Raw genomic sequence first — 19,009 nt, 5'->3', positions numbered from 1 at the left:
TCGCGTCGTCCAGGCAGTCGCACCTCACGAAGGACTCATCCAGTGACCAAGCCCGTCGTACTCGTCGCAGAAGAGCTCTCCGAAGCGGGCCTCGCCGTGCTCGGCGCGGATTTCGAGGTCCGTCAGACCGACGGCGCCGACCGGTCGCAGCTGCTGCCCGCCCTCGCCGACGTGGACGCCCTGATCGTCCGCAGCGCCACCCAGGTGGACGCGGAGGCCATCGCCGCCGCGCCCAAGCTGCGCGTCGTCGCGCGCGCGGGCGTGGGCCTGGACAACGTCGACGTCGAGGCCGCGACCAAGGCCGGCGTCATGGTCGTCAACGCGCCGACCTCCAACATCACCAGCGCCGCCGAGCACACGGTCGCCCTGATCCTCGCCAGCGCCCGCAACGTCGCCCAGGCGCACACCGCGCTCAAGGCCGGCGAGTGGAAGCGCTCGAAGTACACCGGTGTCGAGCTGGACGAGAAGGTCGTCGGCATTCTCGGCCTCGGCAAGATCGGTCAGCTCGTGGCGCAGCGGCTCCAGCCGTTCGGCGTGGAGCTCATCGCCTACGACCCCTACCTCCAGCCGGCCCGCGCCGCCCAGATGGGCGTGCGGCTGGTGTCGCTGGACGAGCTTCTCCAGCAGGCCGACTTCATCACCGTCCACCTGCCCAAGTCGAAGGAGACCGTCGGTCTCATCGGCGACCGCGAGCTGCACATCGTCAAGCCGACCGTCCGGCTGGTCAACGTCGCCCGCGGCGGGATCATCGACGAGAACGCCCTCTACTCCGCGCTGAAGGAGGGCCGTGTCGCGGGCGCCGGCATCGACGTCTTCGCCAAGGAGCCCTGCACCGACAGCCCGCTGTTCGAGTTCGACCAGGTCGTGGCCACGCCGCACCTCGGCGCCTCCACCCACGAGGCCCAGGAGAAGGCCGGCACGCAGGTCGCCCGCAGCGTCAAGCTCGCGCTCGCCGGGGAGTTCGTGCCCGACGCCGTGAACGTCCAGGGCGGCGCGGTCGCCGAGGACGTCAAGCCGGGCCTGCCGCTCACCGAGAAGCTGGGGCGCATCTTCACCGCGCTCGCGGGGGAGGTCGCGACCCGCCTCGACGTCGAGGTCCGCGGCGAGATCGCCGCGCAGGACGTGCGGGTGCTGGAGCTGGCCGCGCTCAAGGGTGTCTTCTCCGGAGTGGTGGAGGACGCGGTGACCTACGTCAACGCGCCGCTGCTGGCCAAGGACCGCGGGGTGGTCGTCGAGCTGGTCACCAGCGCGGAGAGCCCCGACTGGCGCAACGTCATCACGGTCCGCGGCGTGCTCGCCGACGGCCGTACGGTCTCGGTCTCCGGCACGCTGTCCGGCCCGCGGCAGATCACCAAGATCGTCGAGGTCAACGGCTACGCGATGGAGATCGAGCCCACCGAGCACCTGGCGTTCTTCACCTACGCCGACCGTCCCGGCATCGTGGGCACCGTCGGCCGCCTGCTCGGCGAGCACGGCGTGAACATCGCCTCGATGCAGGTCTCCCGTGACGTGAAGGGCGGCAAGGCGCTGATCGCGCTGACCGTCGACACCGCGATCCCGTCCGAGGTCGTCGAGCAGATCGCCGGGGAGATCGGGGCCGACAGCGGCCGCTCCGTAGACCTGGAGGACTGATCCCCCGGAACTCCGGTCACCTGGAGAACCGTCGAGAACGGCCCGGCGCGCGTGCGCCGGGCCGTTCTGTTCTCCGCCGGCTCACGGACCCGCGTCTCACGATCCGAGATAGTAGGTCGTCCTAGGAGATTCTGGGGTACTGTCTGGGTTGACGCCCCGCACGTGACACCTGTCACGACGGAGCCCGATCAGGGCGGGCCGGCCCGTCGTGGAGCGTGGCGTCATCGGCCTTCGGTCCACCTGTGCCGCGTGACCCGCGGTCCACCGGTGGCCGGTGCACCCGGATCCGCGACGCGCGGAGACGCCTCGAACGACGTACGGATCCGCATCCACTCCTCGGTCGAAGTGAGATTCGCCATGTACGACATGTATCCCTGGAATCGTGCCCCCCTGACCCGCGCCGACGAGGCGGAGGACGAGGCGGCCGCGGCCCTGCAGATCGCGCTGGACCGCCGCGACAACGGGGGCGTGCCCCAGCGCTGACCCCGGACGCTCCGGTGCCGGCAGTGGACCGAATGGTGAGATCGGTGTTTCGGTCTCCGAGACAACCGGTAAGGTGAACGCATGGAGTCGAGCAACATCCGCCTGGCAGTCATCCCCGGTGACGGTATCGGCACCGAGGTCGTCGCCGAAGGCCTCAAGGTCCTCAACGCCGCGGGCGTCAAGTCCGAGACCACCGAATACGATCTCGGCGCCAGGCGTTACCACGCGTCCGGTGAGACGCTTCCCGACGAGGTGCTCGACGAGCTGCGCGGATACGACGCGATCCTGCTGGGCGCGGTGGGCGACCCGAGTGTGCCGCCCGGCGTCCTGGAGCGCGAACTGCTGCTGCGCCTGCGCTTCGAGCTCGACCACTACGTGAACCTCCGCCCGGTCAAGCTGTTCCCCGGCGTGGCGACCCCGCTCGGGCAGGCGGGCCCCGAGGACATCGACATGATCGTCGTCCGGGAGGGCACCGAGGGCCCGTACGCCGGGGCGGGCGGCGTCATGCGCCGCGGCACCCCGCACGAGATCGCCACCCAGGAGTCGCTGAACACGGCCTACGGCGTCGAGCGCGTCGTGCGCTACGCCTTCGAGAAGGCCCTCGCCCGGCCGCGCCGCAAGCTGACCCTCGTGCACAAGACCAACGTGCTGACCTACGCGGGCGACCTGTGGGCCCGCACCGTCGACCGGCTGAGCCTGGAGTTCCCCGAGGTGGAGACCGACTACTGCCACGTCGACGCGGCCTCGATGTTCTTCGTCAGCCAGCCGCAGCGCTTCGACGTCATCGTCACCGACAACCTGTTCGGCGACATCCTGACCGACATCGGCGCGGCGGTGGCGGGCGGCATCGGCCTCGCGGCCAGCGGAAACGTCAACCCGGCCCGTACGGCGCCGTCCATGTTCGAGCCCGTCCACGGCAGCGCCCCCGACATCGCCGGCCAGGGCAAGGCCGACCCGACCGCCACGATCCTGTCGGTCGCCATGCTCCTCGACCACCTCGGCCACGCCGGGACCGCGGCCCGGGTCGAGCAGGCCGTGGCCGACGACCTGGTCGAGCGCCAGAGCGCCTGGACCGCCCGGTCCACCCGTGAGATCGGCGACGACATCGCCGCCCGAGTAGCCGGCTGATCCCGGCCGCTCATCCAGACGACGCGCATGGCGGCCCGGTATGGGCCGCCATGCGCTTTTTCATACCTGTCGAATGCCCTAGTTTTCCCTTAGCCGACTCGTCGCACAATGACTACGACGACGAAGAGAGAAGGACCTCGCCATGACCACCCACCTCAGGTTCGACGTGCAGCACAACCCCCAGGCCCGCGGTGCGGCCGAGCGTGAGCGGATGCTGGCGAGCCCCGGCTTCGGCCAGGTCTTCACCGACCACATGGTCTCCATCGACTACACCGAGGGGGAGGGCTGGCACGACGCGAAGCTCCAGCCGTACGGCCCCCTCGTGCTCGACCCCGCCACCGCGGTGTTCCACTACGCCCAGGAGTTGTTCGAGGGGCTCAAGGCCTACCGGCAGTCGAACGGCTCGATCGTCGCCTTCCGGCCGTACGCGAACGCGGCGAGGTTCAACCAGTCGGCGGCCCGGATGGCGATGCCCCCGCTTCCCGAGGAGACGTTCGTCGAGTCGCTCGAACTCCTCGTCCAGACCGACCGCGAATGGGTGCCGACGACCGAGGGCCACAGCCTCTACCTGCGCCCCTTCATGATCGCCACGCAGACCGCGCTCGGGGTGAACCACCCGTCGCAGAAGTACAAGTTCATGGTCATCGCCTCGCCCGCCGCGTCGTACTTCACCGGCGGCCTGAAGCCGGTGTCGGTCTGGCTGTCCACCGAGTACACCCGGGCGGCGCCCGGCGGCACGGGGTTCGCCAAGTGCGGCGGCAACTACGCGGCGGCCTTCGTGGCCCAGCGGCAGGCCGTCGAGGAGGGCTGCGACCAGGTGGTCTGGCTCGACGCCTTCGAGCACCGGTGGGTCGAGGAGATGGGCGGGATGAACCTGTTCTTCGTCTTCGGCGACCGCCTCGTCACCCCGTCGCTCACCGGGACCCTGCTGCCCGGCATCACCCGTGACTCGATCCTCAGCCTCGCCGGCGAGCTGGGCTACACGGTCGAGGAGGGCAAGATCTCGATCGAGGACTGGCAGGCGGGCTGCGCGTCGGGCGAGCTCACCGAGGTCTTCGCCTGTGGCACCGCGGCGGTCGTCACTCCCGTCGGCTCGGTGAAGGGCACCGACCGAAGCTGGACCGTGGGCGACGGCACCCCCGGCCCCGTCACCATGCGGATCCGCGAGGAGCTCGTCGGCATCCAGTACGGCGCCCGCCCCGACACCCACCACTGGGTGCACAAGATCTGCTGACGCGGTCGCGGGCGGCCCGCGCCGGAGACGTGCTCAGCCGGGGCAGGCCGCGCCCCTTCCGAGGAGGGACAGCGACAGCAGCCCGTCGAGCAGACCGGAGCCCCTGCCCACACCGACCCCGGCGCCGACCCTGCCGTCGATGCTCAGCAGGGGCCGGGGGGCCGGGCACGGCGCCGGTGCCGCCGGAACGGCGAGTGGTGCCGGCGCGGGCGCCGGTGTGGGGGTCATCGTGACCGTGACGGTGACCGTGGGCACCGGAACCGGCTTCGCGGCGGGCGTCGCCGGCGGCGAAGGGCTGGGAGTCACGGTCACGCGCGGACCGGCGATGGTCACGTGCTGGGTGATGTTGCAGACCCGGGCGCGCCGGCACAGCGCGTTCTGCACGTTCGAGGAGCCGCCGGACGTGTTCGCCGAGGTGTGCTGGTAGCCGTGGTTGCGGGTGGAACCGCCCGTGGCCGACCTGTCCCCGGGCGGGTCGCCGGGTCGCTCCCCACCGGGGGACTGTACGACGTTCCGCTCGGCGCGGTCGTGTCCGTTGTCGGCGGCGGCGCCCATCGGCGCGACACCGGTGATGAAGGCGGTCGAGGCCGAGGCGCCGGCGACGAGAAGACCGGCGACCCTGCCTGTGAGAAACGCCCCGCCGCGCCGGTGAGTCATTCGTCGCCCCCTGCTTTCCAAGTGCATGTGCTTCCGCGCGCATGTGCTTTCCGGTGCACTGATGTCCGTGCATGACGAGTCGGGCGGTCGGCCCGCGAACAAGAACCGATTCGCGAGCGTACTCGTCGGAGGAACGCCGATCATGAGTCCGGCGCCTTCATGGCGGGTTATTACTCCATCATTGCCGTGGCGCGGCCGGACGCCGCGGGCTCAGTTCTTCCTCGGCGGCCGGGCCGAGGCGCGGTTCGACGCGGCCGCCGAGGCCCGCCTTCGCCCGGCAGCGCCGGGCCACGTCGCTCCACTCGCCCCGTGCCGAGGGCTGCCACAGCGGGCTGAGCTGGGCGTTCACCTACTCTGGAAGGAGGGCCGGAGAAAGGGCGCCGAGGTGATGAAGCCGACGATCGATTACGAGGCGGTGTTCAGGGCGGGCCAGGTCCCCTCGCTGATCCTGACTCCCGATCTCGTCATGATCGCCGCCAACGACGCGTACCTGAAGGTGGTCGGCCGTACGGCGGAGGACCTGCTGGGCAGGCATCTGTTCGCCGTCTTCCCGCCCAACCCCGGGGCGCCCCCGGACGCCGAGACGCAGGGGGCCGACAGCCTGCGCGCCTCGCTGGAGCAGGTGCTCACCACGCGGCGGCGGGACTTCATGCCGCTCCAGCGGTACGACGTCGAGGCCCCCGGCAGGGCGGGGGCGTTCGAGGAGCGCTACTGGAGCAAGGTCAACACGCCCGTGCTCGGCCCGCACGGCGAGGTGCTGTGGATCATCCTCAGCGTCGAGGAGGTCACCGGTCTCGTCCAGGCGCTCCGGCGGCCGCCGGAGGCCGGCGAGGAGGGCGGGGGCGGCGAGGTCGGTCCCCCGGCCAGGGATGTGGACACCTTCGCCCGTGGGTTGCAGGCGCTCAACGAGGAACTCAGGCAGGCGCACAAGGAGCAGCACCACACGATCTCCGCGCTGCGCGAAAAGATCTCCGTGCTGCGCGAGGCCATCGAGCGGCAGCGGCGGCTGATCTTTGACGCCTCGCACGACCTGCGCAACCCCATCACCGGCCTCATGATCGAGCTGGAGTCCGCGCTTTCCGAGCCCGGCATCGACCTGCAGCGGATTCTGCGGAAATCCCTCTGCGACGCCGAACGGCTCAACGACATCGTGGCCGACCTGCTCGACCTCGCGCGGGTGGACACCGAGTCCGGCGAGCCTCCGGCCCAGACGGTCGACCTCGCCGAACTCGTCGACGACGAGCTGAACCGCCGCGCTCCGGGCACCGCGGTCGCCGTCCACACCCGCCTCGCCCCTGACGTGCTGGTGCGGGCCTCGCGGATCCGGATGGCCCGCCTGCTGGGCAACCTGATGGCCAACGCCGAACGGCACGCCCGCACGAAGATCGAGATCCACGTGGTCGCCGACCCGCCCGACGCCGTCCTGGAGGTCGTCGACGACGGTCCCGGCATCCCTCCTGCGGACCGCGAGCGGGTCTTCGAGCGCATGTACCGCGGGAGGGAGGCCCGGGAACGGGACCCTGGCGGCTCGGGGCTCGGCCTGACCATCGCGCGGGCGATCGCCGAGATGTACGGCGGCACCCTGTGCCTCGCCGACAGCCCCGTCGGCGCCATGCTCGTCCTGCGTCTGCCTCTCGCGTCGTAGAGGCGGGCCGGTCAGGCGGAATGCCGGGGATACCGGGGTAGCGGTTCCCCCCGATCAGCGCGGGCTCAGTTCTTCCTGACGAGGGTGAGCCCGTCGGCGACGGGCAGCAGCACGCTGGTGACCCTGTCGTCCCGCGCGACGAGGTCGTTGAACTCCCGCATGACCGGGACGTTGCCCCCGGCGGCGGGGTCGGTGATCGCGCCGTGCTGGAGCGTGTTGTCCACCGCGATCAGGCCGCCGGGCCGCAGCCGGGTCAGGACCTCCTCGTAGTAGACGGGGTAACCCGCCTTGTCGGCGTCGATGAAGGCGAAGTCGACATGCTCGTCCGGAGGCATCGCCCGCAGCGTGTCGGCGGCCGGGCCGAGGCGTAGTTCGACGCGGCCGCCGAGGCCCGCCTTCGCCCAGTAGCGCCGGGCCACGTCGGTCCACTCCTCGCTCACGTCGCAGGCGATCAGCCGGCCGTCGGCGGGCAGCCCCCTGGCGATGCAGATGGAGGAGTATCCGGTGAAGGTCCCCACCTCGACGGCCAGCCGGGCGCCGCTGATCTGGACGAGCAGGGTGAGCAGGGTGCCCTGCTCCGGGGCGATCTGCATGGTGCTGCGGTCGCCCATCAGCCTGCGGGTCTCCTCCGCCAGCTCGGCGAGCAGGGCGTCGGGCGGTGTGGTGTGCGCGGCGGCGTACTCGGCGACGGCGGGTGCGATGAATTCGGCGGCCTTCATGGTGATCACTCTAAGCTGTGACCCGCTGAGCTGGGCGGACACCCGCGCACATCTCGTAAGATGAGATCGATGTGCCAGAGGGCGACCGGCTGTGGCAAACTGCTGAGCACCATGAACAACGGTCTGCTCATTATCGGCAGGCGCGCCGGCTGAAGGACACATCGCCGGCGCGCAGACCTCTCACGTCCGTGAGGGGTCTTTTTGTTTGGGCCCCGTACCGGTGAACACAGGTCACTGAACACAGTCCGGTCGACGCGGCCCGGTGAACAGAACGCGCGGCGAGACGCGACCCCGCGAAGGAGACACAGAGATGGCCGACGACCGATTTCACGTATACGACACGACGCTCCGGGACGGAGCCCAGCAGGAGGGGCTCAACCTGAGCGTCGCCGACAAGCTGGCCATCGCGCGGCACCTGGACGGCCTCGGGTTCGGCTTCATCGAGGGCGGCTGGCCCGGCGCCAACCCCAAGGACACCGAGTTCTTCCGGCGGGCTCAGACCGAGCTCGACCTGAAGCACGCGCAGCTCGCCGCGTTCGGCGCGACCCGCCGGGCGGGCGTGAAGGCCGCCGACGACCCCCTGGTGGCCGCGCTGCGCGAATCCGGCGCGCCGGTCGTGACGCTTGTCGCCAAGAGTCACGACCGGCACGTCGAACTGGCTCTGCGGACCACGCTGGAGGAGAACCTCGCGATGGTCCGCGACACGGTCTCCCACCTGGTCACGGAGGGCCAGCGGGTCTTCCTCGACGCCGAGCACTTCTTCGACGGCTACCGGTCCAACCCCGCGTACGCGCTGGAGGTGCTGCGCACGGCGGCGGAGGCCGGGGCCTCGGTGATCGCGCTGTGCGACACCAACGGCGGCATGCTCCCCGACGAGCTGGCCGACGTGGTGCACGACGCGGTCGGCACGGGGGCCCGCGTCGGCATCCACTGCCACGACGACACGGGCTGCGCGGTCGCCAACACCCTCGCCGCGGTCAGGGCCGGCGCCACGCACGTGCAGGGCTGCGCCAACGGGTACGGCGAGCGCTCCGGCAACGCCAACCTGTTCACCGTGGTCGCGAACCTCCAGCTCAAGCGGGGCTTCGATCTGGTGCCGCCGCAGTCGCTGCGTGACATGACCCGCATCGCGCACGCGATCACCGAGGTCACCAACGTCACGCCGAACTCCCACCAGCCGTACGTCGGCATGTCGGCCTTCGCGCACAAGGCGGGCCTGCACGCGTCGGCGATCAAGGTGGACCCGAACCTCTACCAGCACATCGACCCCGCCCAGGTCGGCAACGACATGCGGATGCTCGTCTCCGACATGGCCGGCCGGGCCTCGGTCGAGCTCAAGGGCCGCGAGCTGGGCTACGAGCTCAGCGGCGACCAGTCGCGGTGGCTGGTCGAGCGGGTGAAGGAGCTGGAGGCCAAGGGGCACACCTTCGACGCCGCCGACGCGTCCTTCGAGCTGCTGCTGCGCGACATGGTCGAGGGCGGGCAGCGGCGGCACTTCACGGTCGAGTCGTGGCGGGTCATCGTCGAGCGCCGGCCGGGCGGCGACGTGGTCAGCGAGGCGACCGTCAAGCTCCACGCCAAGGGGGAGCGGATCGTCGCGACCGGCGAGGGCAACGGCCCGGTGAACGCGCTCGACCGCGCGGTGCGGCTCGGCCTGGAGAAGCTGTACCCTGAGCTGGCCGAGGTCGAGCTGATCGACTTCAAGGTGCGGATCCTCGAAGGCACCCACGGCACGGACGCGGTGACGCGGGTGCTGATCACCTCCAGCGACGCGACCGGCGAGTGGGCCACGGTCGGTGTCGCGGAGAACGTCATCGAGGCGTCCTGGCAGGCGCTGGAGCAGGCGGTGACGTATGGTCTGCTGCGGGCCGGCCACAGCGCATAATCCCCGCACCACCGGACGAACCGGGATGATCGGATCGCGATCGGACGCTCACGGGACGTGAGTTAACGTCTGTGGTTTTAGTGACATTTGGTCTAGTTAGTGCTTAGATAGGCGAAGCTCCTGAGGCGGTCTTCGCCATGATCGGCGATCCCGGCCACGGTTCCAGCCTCAGCGTCCATGCTCTGGCTCAACGGAGGGTGACGGCAAGAAGCATCTGCGCACCGAACCCCGTGCTTTCGCGCGCCCGCCCGGCTTCTGATCGTGTCCCCCGGAAGCGGCGGGCGCCGCAGGAGCCGAGCCATGTCCATCACCATGACCAGCCACGTGACTGAAATCCGTTCGAACATTTTTCGGACATCGGTCATCCCCTCGCTGGCACACCCGGAATGGGAGGGTCTTGTGATCACCTCGCCGTCTTACTATGACCAGATCGGTGGCGCGCCGGTCGTCCGCGACGTCGTCGACGCCTTCTACGTGCGCGTTCTCGCCGACGACGACCTGAAGCCGTACTTCGCCGGCATCGACATGCCCAGGCTGAAGCGGCACATGGTCGTGCTGCTGTGCTCCGTCCTCGGCGGCCCGGAGCCGTACGAGGGCCGTGACCTCGGAGAGGCGCACGCCGGCATGGGCGTGACGTCCGAGCACTACGACAAGGTGGGCGAGCACCTGTTCGCGGTCCTGCAGGCCGGCGGCGTCGGCGAGGACATCCTGCGCGACGTCGGCCTGGTGCTGGGCAAGGTGAAGCCGTCCATCGTGACCGGGCCCGCGGATACGCCGGCGGAAACGGCCGGCTGAGTGGACACGCAGGCTCTCAAGGACAGCTGGCACCTCGTCTCCCGTTCGGGTGACCAGGTGCCGCTGTACTTCTACTCCGTTCTTTTCCTCATGAATCCGGACGTGCGGGACATGTTCCCCGTGTCGATGGCGCGTCAGCGCGACCGGCTCGTGGGCGCGCTCGGGCAGGTCGTCAGCAACGTCGACCAGGTGGAGGACGTCGTCCCGTTCCTCCAGCAGCTCGGCCGCGACCACCGCAAGTTCGCGGTGACCGCCGCGCACTACCCCGCCGTCGGCCAGGCCCTGCTCGCCACGCTCGAACACTTCCTGGGCGAACGGTGGACCCCGGCGCTCGCGCACGACTGGACGCAGGCCTACAACCTGGTCGCGCAGGTGATGGTCGAGGCGTCCAACGAGGCGGCGAAGGTGTCCCCGCCGTGGTGGGAGGCCGAGATCATCGGCCAGGAGACCCGCACGCTCGGCATCGCCGTCATCCGGGCGCGGCTGAACTACCAGTACCCCTTCCGCCCGGGGCAGTCGGCGTCGATCTCCTACTCCATGCGGCCGCGCATCTGGCGGTTCTACTCGTTCGCCAACGCCCCGCGCCAGGACAACACCATCGACCTGCACGTACGCATGGTCGACGGCGGCGCGCTCAGCTCCGCGCTGGTGATGGGCGCGCGCCGCGGCGACGTCCTGCGCGTCGGCGCGGCCGTGGGCGAACGGCTGACGCTCGCCCCGGACGTCACGGGCGACCTGCTGATGATCGCGGGCGGCACCGGCCTCGCGCCGCTCAAGGCCCTGGTGGAGCAGATCGCCTTCGAGGGCCCGTCGCGCAGGGTGGACCTCGTCGTCGGCGCCCGTACGTCGAGGGACTTGTACGACCTGGAGGCGCTGGGCAAGATGGCGGCCGAGCACCCCTGGCTCAACGTCGTCCCGGTCGTCTCCCACGACCCGTTCTACCGGGGCACCCGCGGGTACGCCGTGGACGTCGCGTTGCAGGGATGGCGTGGCCAGCACGTCTTCGTCTGCGGCTCGGAGGAGATGGTCCAGGCCACGAACGGACGGCTGCTGGACGCCGGCGTGCCGTCCGAGCAGATCCACTTCGACGAGTTCACGAGCGACAGAGGTCGGGAGTCATGACGGCGGATATGCCTTGGGGAAGCCCGGCGGGTGAGCGCCAGCCTCTCACCCCGGATCGGGTACGCAAGCACGAGTTCACGCGCACCCCCCTCGGGCGCCGTGGCTACAGCGAGGACGAGGTGCGCGCGTTCCTGTACCGGGTCGCGGACGACATGGCCGCCGGCGACAAGGAGAAGGCGGACCTGCGGGCGTACATCGACCGCATGAAGCAGTGGTACAAGGAGCACGGCCTCAACCCCGAGCAGGCCACCGGGTCGCAGACGCCGAGCGTCGACGCGATCAACATCCTCTCCCGCGCGCAGCAGACCGCCGACGCCCAGATCGCCGAGGCGGAGGACTACGCCCGGCGGATCGTCGGCCAGGCCCGCCAGCAGTACGAGGAGATGCTGACGGAGGCGCAGCGCCAGGCGGAGGAGGCGGCCAACCAGGCGGTCGGCGCCTACCGCGCGGGCGACGGGGTTCAGAGCGCGGAGGCCGAGGAGCTGGAGCGCCGGATCGCCTACCTGCGGACGTTCGCCGACGTCACGCAGGTGCAGCTGCGCGCGGTCCTGGAGGGGCTCGCCAACGAGGTCGGCAAGCTCGGCCACGTGCCGGACCAGGCCAAGCAGTTCGCGGCCGGCTCCCCTTCGGTCTACGGGTAGCCGCCTGCCTGCCCCCGGGGGGAGGGCTACGACAGCGTGCCGGACGAACTCGTGCGCAGCGTGACCGGACCGGCCGGAGTGTGCACGATCAGCGTGCGTCCCGAACAGGTGACATCCGGCCGGTCGGTCCCGGGCACCACCACGGTCAGCAGCGAGCCGGCCACGGGCGAGACGATCACGTCGGCGGGCTCCTTGCGCATGTACGCCGGAGAGATCCAGCCCTGGTAGGGCGAGGTCCGCCCGCGCACCACCCGCTGGCCTCCGACCGGCCGGCACGACGGCATCGCGAGCTGGACGATCGACGCCTTCCACGCGCCGTCGGCGACCACCACCCGGCCGCCCGCGTTCGACACGACCTTCAGGTTCGGGGCGAGGTGCCACAGGTTGCGCAGCTTGCCGCCGCCGCCGTCGAGCACCGCCATCACGTCCTGGTGATGGCTGACCAGCACCGACCGCGTGCGCGCCACGCCGTACGCCCGGTCGGTGAACGTGAACGACTGCCGCTCCTTGTCCAGCGACCGGCGCACGAGCGTGGTGGGGGTGTGCCCCCGGAACCTCCGGCCCACGAGGACCGGCACGTTGTGGGCCTCCGGGCTCAGCGTCCACCGCCGGTACGGCGTGTTCTCGTAGGAGTGGAAGCCCGCCTCGGTGAGGATCGAGCGGCCCTGGGCGTAGTAGGTGACGCCCATGTGGTCCTCGTGGCCGTGGAACTTCAGGGCCGGCCCGAACCGGATCGAGTAGTAGGCCGACTGGGGGTCGCCCCAGGCCGTACGGCCGAAGACGTACCCGGCGTCGAAGACCTGCACGGTGGCGTCGGCGTGGTCGAACGCGGCGGGCTGGACGTCGGCGGGCCCGTCGCCGATCGGCACCATGTAGCCGTTGGGCTGGGTCGCGGCGCTGATGTGCCGCGGCAGGCTCTCCCAGCGGCTCGCCAGCGCCGCCGGCACCTTCATCCCGCAGTCCTTGATCGTGTCGACCGCCACCCTGAGCCGGTCGTGCACGTAGATCGCGTAGCGCGGCGCCTGCTCGCGCAGGGCGCCCTGCCCGTCGATGTCGAGCGTCATCGACCTGACCATCCGGCTCACCGCGAGGTTCTTCCACTTCGGGTTCCCGTAGCGGCAGCCGATGCGCAGGAGGCCGATGTCCTGGTCGAGCCCGTGGTTGTGGCCGAGCTCGTAGTGCTTGGGGTCCGACAGCAGCTTCGCGTGCAGGGCGAGGCTCGACGTGAGCCAGCCCGCCTTCACGTACCTGCTCAGGCACACCAGGGCCGGGGCGCGCAGCGCGATGGGATGCTCGGCCCAGGCGTACTTCGCGGTCGTCCGGCCGCCGTACGGGTTGTCCGCGACCCAGTCCCTGGCGATCTCGACGGCCCGGTCGAGGTAGTCGGTCTTGCCCGTCGACTCGTAGTCGGCCACGAGCCGGCCCATCCACCGCAGCGACTGGAACACCATCTGCCAGGACCGGTTCCGGTACGGGTCCATGCGCCAGTTGACGTCCTTGCCCACGGTGACGGCCGGGAGATCGAGGAAGGACAGCCTGCCGTTCATGACGTCGGGGGAGGTGGGGGTGGAGGGCAGCCAGTCCCCCTGACACTCCGGCGTGCGCTGCGGCGCCCGGGCCGCGGCGGGCATGGCCGTCGCGGCGGCGAGCGCGCCGAGGGGGAGCACGGCCGACAGGAGGAGGGCGGTGAGGCGGCGGGGCACGCCGGTTCCTTCCGGGATCAGGGCAGGGGTGCGCCATGCTGTCCGGTTTTTTGTGATCCGGTCAAGCCAGTTTGATCACAACTGCACAACTGGCCTCGGTCTTCACCCCGTAATGGCCCCGCCGCCGCCCGGTGATGGCCCCGACGTCGCCGCGTCGTCGCTCACCGTGGCGACGCGCCCTCGCGCGACGCGAGCCGGGCCGCGCGGCGGCCGGCTCCGTCGACGGCGACATCGGCGGCCGGATCGCCGCCGATCCTCCTGGACGCCCGACCGGCTCGCGGGCCCGGCCCAACCCGCTGATGGGGCCGGGTCACTCCTCCTTGGGTCCGGCGCTCTCGACCACCTCGAAGGACCACAGCTCGGAGCCGGTCGCGGCGGGACCGCCGTGCCCGTGCCCGTGGCCGTGCCCGTGTCCCTGTCCCTGTCCCTGTCCCTGTCCCTGGCCCTCGCCCTGCGCGGCGGCCTCGGCCGCGGCCCGCGCGTGTCCCGCCTGGAACGCCTGGCTCTCCTGCCAGCGCCGGAAGTCCTCCTCGCTGCGCCAGCGGGTGTAGACCAGGTAGCGGTCGCCGCCCTCCACCGGCCGCAGCAGCTCGAACCACTCGAACCCGTCGGCGGACTCCACCATCCCGGCCCGGCCGGCGAACCGCTGCTCCAGCTCGCGCCGCATCTCCTCGGGCACCGTCAGCACGTTGATCTTCACGACCGAAGGCACATCGACTCCCGTACGCTCGACTTCATCGACTCCAGACCACCTTAAGTACGCCCATGGTGCTTACCCCACTAGGCTCGTGACGTGCGTATCGCGAGGTTCTCGATGGGCGACCAGGTCGCCTTCGGCGTGGTGGAAGAGGGCGAGCAGGTCATCGCCAGGATCGGCGGGCACCCCTTCCACGGGGTGGAGTTCACCGGTGAGCGGTTCCCGCTGGCGGAGGTCCGCCTGGTGGCCCCCATGCTGCCCAGCAAGATCGTCGCGATCGGCAAGAACTACGCCGACCACGCCAGGGAGATGGGCGGCGAGCCCCCGGCCGAGCCGGTCGTGTTCCTCAAGCCCAACACGACCGTGATCGGGCCGTCGGAGGCGATCGCGTACCCGGGGAAGCTGTCGGAGCGGGTCGACTTCGAGGGCGAGCTCGCCGTGGTGATCGGGCGGCTGTGCCGCGACGTGCCGGCCGAGCGGGCCGGTGAAGTGATCTTCGGGTACACCTGCGCGAACGACGTGACCGCACGCGACCTGCAGGCCAGGGACGGCCAGTGGGCCAGGGCCAAGGGCTTCGACACGTTCTGCCCGCTCGGCCCCTGGATCGAGACCGAGCTCGACCCGGCCGACCTGGCGATCACGACCACGCTCAACGGCGAGGTCAGGCAGAGCGCCCGCACCTCCCTCCTGCTGCACGACATCCCCGCGCTCGTCGCGTACGTGAGCGCGGTCATGACCCTGCTGCCCGGCGACGTCATCCTGACCGGCACCCCCGCCGGGGTGGGCCCGATGGCCGTCGGCGACGAGGTCGGCGTCTCCATCGAAGGAATCGGAACTCTCACTAACCGGGTGATCTCACGTGACTAGGGTGCGCTTCGCCCCTTCGCCCACCGGCATGTTCCACGTCGGTGGCGCTCGTTCGGCGCTGTTCAACTGGGCGATCGCCGAGCAGTCCGGCGGCACGTTCGTGCTGCGCATCGAGGACACGGACGCCGCGCGCAACCGGCCGGAGTGGACCGAGGGCATCATCTCGGCCCTCGCCTGGATCGGCATCAACGGCGACTCGCCCCGCTTCGAGGGGCCCTACTTCCAGTCCGCGTACGAGCAGCAGCACCGTGAGGCGGCCGCGAAGCTGCTCAAGGACGGCAAGGCCTACCACTGCACCTGCACGCGGGACGACGTGAAGGCCAGGACCGGCTCCGAGCACCAGGGCTACGACGGGCACTGCCGCGACCTCGGCCTGACCGAGGGCGCCGTACGGTTCCGCACGCCCGACGAGGGCGTGACGGTCGTGGACGACAGCGTCCGCGGGCGGGTGGAGTTCCCGAACGCCGCGATGGAGGACTTCGTCATCGTCCGCGGGGACGGCTCGCCGCTGTTCATCCTCGCCAACGTGGTCGACGACATGGAGATGCGGATCGACCACGTGGTCCGCGCCGAGGAGCACCTGTCGAACACGCCCAAGCAGCAGTTGCTGTGGCGGGCCCTCGGCGCCGAGCCGCCGGTCTGGGCGCACGTGCCGGTGATCGTCAACGAGAAGCGGCAGAAGCTCTCCAAGCGGCGCGACAAGGTCGCCCTGGAGTCCTACCGCGACGAGGGCTACCTCGCCGAGGCGATGGTCAACTACCTGATGCTGCTCGGCTGGGGGCCCGGCGACGACCGCGAGATCATGCCGTGGTCGGAGATGATGCCGCTGTTCCGGCTGGAGGACGTGAACCAGGCTCCGGCGTTCTTCGACGAGAAGAAGCTGCGGGCCTTCAACGGCGAGTACATCCGGGCGCTGCCCCGCGAGGTGTTCGCCGCCCGCTGCGAGCCGTGGCTCGACCCGTCCTGGGACCGCGCGGTGTTCGCCCGCGTGGCCGACCTGGTGCAGACCCGGGTCGCGGTGCTGTCGGAGGTCACGGCCAACGTCGACTTCCTGTTCCTGGACGAGCCCGTCTTCGACCAGCCGTCCTGGGACAAGGCCATGAAGCCGGGGGCGGACGCCATCCTCGCCGGGTACGCCGAGCGCCTGGAGACGGTGAGCTGGGACCCCGAATCGCTCAAGACCGCGCTGGAGGAGGTGGGCCTCGCCCACGGTCTCAAGCTCGGCAAGGCGCAGGCGCCGGTCCGGGTGGCGATCACCGGCCGGACCGTGGGCCTGCCGCTCTTCGAGTCGATCGAGGTGCTCGGCCGGGAGCGTTCGCTCGACCGCCTCCGCGCCGCCCTCACCCGCCTCCAGGGCGCGTCCTGATCCCCTGAGGGGTCAGCGGAGGCCGCGCCGGTCGAGGAGCGGGGTGATCTCGGGGTCCCGGCCGCGGAACGCCCGGAACGCCTCCATCGAGTCCACGCTGCCGCCCCGGGAGAGCAGGGCCGTACGGAAGGCGTCCCCGTTCTCCCGGCGCAGCCCGCCGTTCTCGCCGAACCACTCGACCGTGTCGGCGTCGAGCACCTCGCTCCAGATGTAGGAGTAGTAGCCGGCGCTGTAGCCGCCCGCCCAGATGTGGGCGAAATACGCGCTGCGGTACCTCGGCGGGACGGCGGGCAGGTCCACCCCGGCGTCCCTGAGCGCCCGCCGCTCGAACTCCTCCACATCCTCGTCGCCGTCGTACGCCGTGTGCCAGGCCCAGTCGAGCAGGGTCGCGGCGAGATACTCCAGCGTCGCGAAGCCCTGGCCGAACTTCTGGGTCTCCAGCATCCGGTCGACGAGGTCGCGCGGCATCGGCTCGCCCGTCTCGTGGTGCCGCGCGTACTCCGCCAGGATCTCCGGATGCGTCGCCCACATCTCGTTGACCTGCGAGGGATACTCCACGAAGTCGCGCGGTACGGCCGTACCGGAGAACCGGGGGAAGCGCACGTCGGAGAACAGGCCGTGCAGCGCGTGCCCGAACTCGTGGAACATCGTGTTGACCTCGTCGAACGTCATCAGGGTCGGCTCGCCCCTGACGACGTTGAGGTTGTTGACCACCACCGGCCGGGTGCCCTCCAGGCCCGACTGCTTCACGAGGCTGTTCATCCACGCCCCGCCCCGCTTGGACGCCCTGGTGTGGTAGTCGCCGAGGAACAGGCCCAGCGGCGAGCCGTCCTCGTCGCGCACCTCGAAGACCCGCACCTCCGGGTGGTAGCCCCGCAGGTCGGGCCGCTCGTGGAAGGTGACGCCGTAGAGGCGCGTCGCCGCGTTGAAGACGCCCTTCTCCAGCACGGTGTTCAGCTCGAAGTACGGCCGCATCCGGCGGCTGTCGATGTCGTGGCGGGCCTTGCGCACCTTCTCCGCGTAGAACGCCCAGTCCCACGGCTCGATCGGGTGCCCGGCGATCTCTTCCAGGTCCGCCTGCTCCTTGCGGGCGTTGGCCACCGCGGGCGGCACGAGCCGGTCCAGCATCTCGGTGACGGCCCGCGTCGTGCCCGCGGTCTGGTCGGCCAGGACGTACTCCGCGTGGTTCTCGTAGCCGAGCAGCCGCGCCCGCTCACGCCGCAGGGCGGCCATCTCCCTGATGAGGCCGGCGTTCCCGGCGCCGCGGCCGGCGGAGGCGCGGTGGATCCGCTCGCGCAGGGACCGGTCGGTCAGCTCCGCCAGGGCGGGCTGCCCGGTGGGCAGGACCAGCGAGATCAGATATCTGCCGTCCAGGCCACGCTCCCCGGCCTGGTCGGCGAGCGCCTGGATCGCGTCCGGCGAGAGCCCGTCGAGCTCGGCGACGTCCTCGACCACCACCGCGCGCTCGTTGGTGTCGGCGAGCAGGTTCTGCTGGAACGTGGTCCCGAGGGCCGAGAGGCGCTCGTTGATCTCCCTGAGCCGGTCCTGGTCCCGCGCGTCCAGCGTGGCGCCCGCCCGGGTGAAGTCGGTGAGGTAGCGCTTCAGCAGCCACCGCTGCTCCTCGTCGGCCGCCTCGACCGCCTGGACGCGCTCGAACAGCCTCCGGTCGAGGTGGATCGCGTCGGCGTGCTGGGCGAGCCTGGGCGTGACGGCCTGCTGGATCTCCTGCACGCCCGGAGTGGTGTCGGACGACGCCTGGTTGAAGAAGACCGCCGAGACGCGGTCGAGCAGCGCGCCCGACCTCTCCAGCGCCTCGATGGTGTTCTCGAACGTCGGAGGCTTCGGGTTCGCGGCGATCGCCTCGACCTCCGCGAGGTGCTCGGCCATGCCCTGCTCGAACGCCGGCGCGTAGTGCTCCTCCCTGATCTCCTCGAACGGAGGCAGCCCGTACGGCAGGTTGCTGGGACTGAGGAAGGGGTTCGCGGCCGAGGTCATGGCGGGCGGCTCCTCACGTGGCGCTGGCGTTTGTCCCAGCCTCGCACAGAAGCGCCGGGGCCTTCGCCCGGGAGGATCGGATCACGAGATCGAGGGGCACGCCGCAATCGTTTTGGTAGTGGGTCGCAAGCTGGGCTATCCTTTCGGAGTCGCAAGCGGGAGCCGCGAGGCCCCCGCAAGCAGATGGGGTATGGGGTAATTGGCAGCCCGACGGATTCTGGCTCCGTTAGTCTAGGTTCGAGTCCTGGTACCCCAGCTGGATCCCCCCAAGGGATTCTGCTGGAAGCAGCGCAGTGCATGGTCCCGTCGTCTAGTGGCCTAGGACGCCGCCCTCTCAAGGCGGTAACGGCGGTTCGAATCCGCTCGGGACTACTTCACTGCACTCGGCTCCGTCGTCTAGTGGCCTAGGACGCCGCCCTCTCAAGGCGGTAGCGCCGGTT

16 protein-coding genes and 2 tRNA genes are annotated in these 19,009 nt (G+C 70.5%); 13 read left to right on the top strand and 5 right to left on the bottom strand.

Going from position 1 to position 19,009, the window contains the following annotated elements; genetic code table 11:
- Positions 1-42 precede the first annotated feature (42 nt).
- From serA to Mam01_RS20105, 4 genes are all read left to right on the top strand, one after another.
- Positions 43-1,632 carry a phosphoglycerate dehydrogenase gene (serA, locus tag Mam01_RS20115; RefSeq protein WP_150935471.1) on the top strand — a complete coding sequence of 530 codons (1,590 nt, stop codon included), beginning with the start codon at positions 43-45 and terminating at the stop codon, positions 1,630-1,632.
- Positions 1,633-1,989: 357 nt separating this feature from the next.
- Positions 1,990-2,115, top strand: a complete 126-nt coding sequence (locus tag Mam01_RS37375) for a hypothetical protein (RefSeq protein WP_263641850.1) — start codon at positions 1,990-1,992, stop codon at positions 2,113-2,115.
- Between the two features lie 81 nt (positions 2,116-2,196).
- Positions 2,197-3,243 carry a 3-isopropylmalate dehydrogenase gene (locus tag Mam01_RS20110; RefSeq protein ID WP_150935470.1) on the top strand — a complete coding sequence of 349 codons (1,047 nt, stop codon included), beginning with the start codon at positions 2,197-2,199 and terminating at the stop codon, positions 3,241-3,243.
- A gap of 142 nt (positions 3,244-3,385) precedes the next feature.
- Positions 3,386-4,477, top strand: coding sequence for a branched-chain amino acid aminotransferase (locus Mam01_RS20105; protein ID WP_150935469.1), 1,092 nt, complete (start codon positions 3,386-3,388; stop codon positions 4,475-4,477).
- 33 nt (positions 4,478-4,510) lie between these two features.
- Here the strand turns inward: Mam01_RS20105 and Mam01_RS20100 are convergent, their stop codons facing one another.
- The gene (locus tag Mam01_RS20100; protein WP_204286803.1) at positions 4,511-5,134 is read right to left on the bottom strand and encodes a hypothetical protein; all 624 of its coding nucleotides are present in this window, start codon (positions 5,132-5,134) and stop codon (positions 4,511-4,513) included.
- A gap of 388 nt (positions 5,135-5,522) precedes the next feature.
- On the opposite strand from Mam01_RS20100, the gene Mam01_RS20095 reads away from it, so the two are divergent.
- Positions 5,523-6,779 carry a PAS domain-containing sensor histidine kinase gene (locus Mam01_RS20095; protein WP_204286802.1) on the top strand — a complete coding sequence of 419 codons (1,257 nt, stop codon included), beginning with the start codon at positions 5,523-5,525 and terminating at the stop codon, positions 6,777-6,779.
- 65 nt (positions 6,780-6,844) lie between these two features.
- Here Mam01_RS20095 and Mam01_RS20090 read toward each other — a convergent pair whose 3' ends face one another.
- Positions 6,845-7,498, bottom strand: a complete 654-nt coding sequence (locus Mam01_RS20090) for an O-methyltransferase (protein ID WP_204286801.1) — start codon at positions 7,496-7,498, stop codon at positions 6,845-6,847.
- 310 nt (positions 7,499-7,808) lie between these two features.
- Between Mam01_RS20090 and cimA the strand changes: the two genes are divergently transcribed.
- The 4 genes from cimA (at position 7,809) to Mam01_RS20070 (ending at position 11,941) form a co-directional block, all read left to right on the top strand.
- A complete protein-coding gene (gene cimA / locus Mam01_RS20085) occupies positions 7,809-9,383 on the top strand; it encodes a citramalate synthase (RefSeq protein ID WP_204286800.1) in 1,575 nt (524 codons plus the stop codon).
- A gap of 399 nt (positions 9,384-9,782) precedes the next feature.
- Entirely contained in the window at positions 9,783-10,178 is a 396-nt protein-coding gene (locus tag Mam01_RS20080; protein ID WP_204286799.1) for a group I truncated hemoglobin, read from the top strand.
- Positions 10,179-11,300 (top strand): globin domain-containing protein, encoded by a 1,122-nt coding sequence (locus tag Mam01_RS20075; RefSeq protein ID WP_204286798.1) that lies wholly within the window; start codon positions 10,179-10,181, stop codon positions 11,298-11,300.
- Positions 11,297-11,941: a DivIVA domain-containing protein gene (locus Mam01_RS20070; protein ID WP_150935463.1), complete on the top strand. Its 645-nt coding sequence runs from the start codon at positions 11,297-11,299 to the stop codon at positions 11,939-11,941. Before Mam01_RS20075 ends, Mam01_RS20070 begins: the two co-directional genes overlap by 4 nt.
- A 26-nt stretch (positions 11,942-11,967) precedes the next feature.
- On the opposite strand, the gene Mam01_RS20065 is transcribed toward Mam01_RS20070, so the two are convergent.
- Both Mam01_RS20065 and Mam01_RS20060 read right to left on the bottom strand, forming a co-directional pair.
- On the bottom strand, positions 11,968-13,644 hold the full coding sequence (locus Mam01_RS20065) for a heparinase II/III domain-containing protein (RefSeq protein ID WP_204286797.1): 1,677 nt from the start codon (positions 13,642-13,644) through the stop codon (positions 11,968-11,970).
- 310 nt (positions 13,645-13,954) lie between these two features.
- A complete protein-coding gene (locus tag Mam01_RS20060; RefSeq protein ID WP_204286796.1) occupies positions 13,955-14,356 on the bottom strand; it encodes an antibiotic biosynthesis monooxygenase family protein in 402 nt (133 codons plus the stop codon).
- A gap of 81 nt (positions 14,357-14,437) precedes the next feature.
- On the opposite strand from Mam01_RS20060, the gene Mam01_RS20055 reads away from it, so the two are divergent.
- Positions 14,438-15,208, top strand: a complete 771-nt coding sequence (locus Mam01_RS20055; protein WP_150935461.1) for a fumarylacetoacetate hydrolase family protein — start codon at positions 14,438-14,440, stop codon at positions 15,206-15,208.
- Positions 15,201-16,574, top strand: a complete 1,374-nt coding sequence (gltX, locus tag Mam01_RS20050) for a glutamate--tRNA ligase (protein ID WP_150935460.1) — start codon at positions 15,201-15,203, stop codon at positions 16,572-16,574. Before Mam01_RS20055 ends, gltX begins: the two co-directional genes overlap by 8 nt.
- Before the next feature lie 12 nt (positions 16,575-16,586).
- On the opposite strand, the gene Mam01_RS20045 is transcribed toward gltX, so the two are convergent.
- Positions 16,587-18,569, bottom strand: coding sequence for a M3 family metallopeptidase (locus Mam01_RS20045; RefSeq protein WP_204286795.1), 1,983 nt, complete (start codon positions 18,567-18,569; stop codon positions 16,587-16,589).
- A 184-nt stretch (positions 18,570-18,753) separates the two neighbouring features.
- On the opposite strand from Mam01_RS20045, the gene Mam01_RS20040 reads away from it, so the two are divergent.
- Both Mam01_RS20040 and Mam01_RS20035 read left to right on the top strand, forming a co-directional pair.
- A tRNA-Gln gene (locus tag Mam01_RS20040) sits at positions 18,754-18,825 on the top strand.
- A gap of 43 nt (positions 18,826-18,868) precedes the next feature.
- Positions 18,869-18,941 (top strand) — tRNA-Glu (locus Mam01_RS20035).
- Positions 18,942-19,009: the final 68 nt, after the last annotated feature.

It is taken from the genome of Microbispora amethystogenes, assembly GCF_016863015.1.
GTDB classification, from domain to species: domain Bacteria; phylum Actinomycetota; class Actinomycetes; order Streptosporangiales; family Streptosporangiaceae; genus Microbispora; species Microbispora amethystogenes.
The sequence above is the reverse complement of the archived record's forward strand: the minus strand, read 5'-3'. Positions and strand labels throughout refer to the sequence as shown.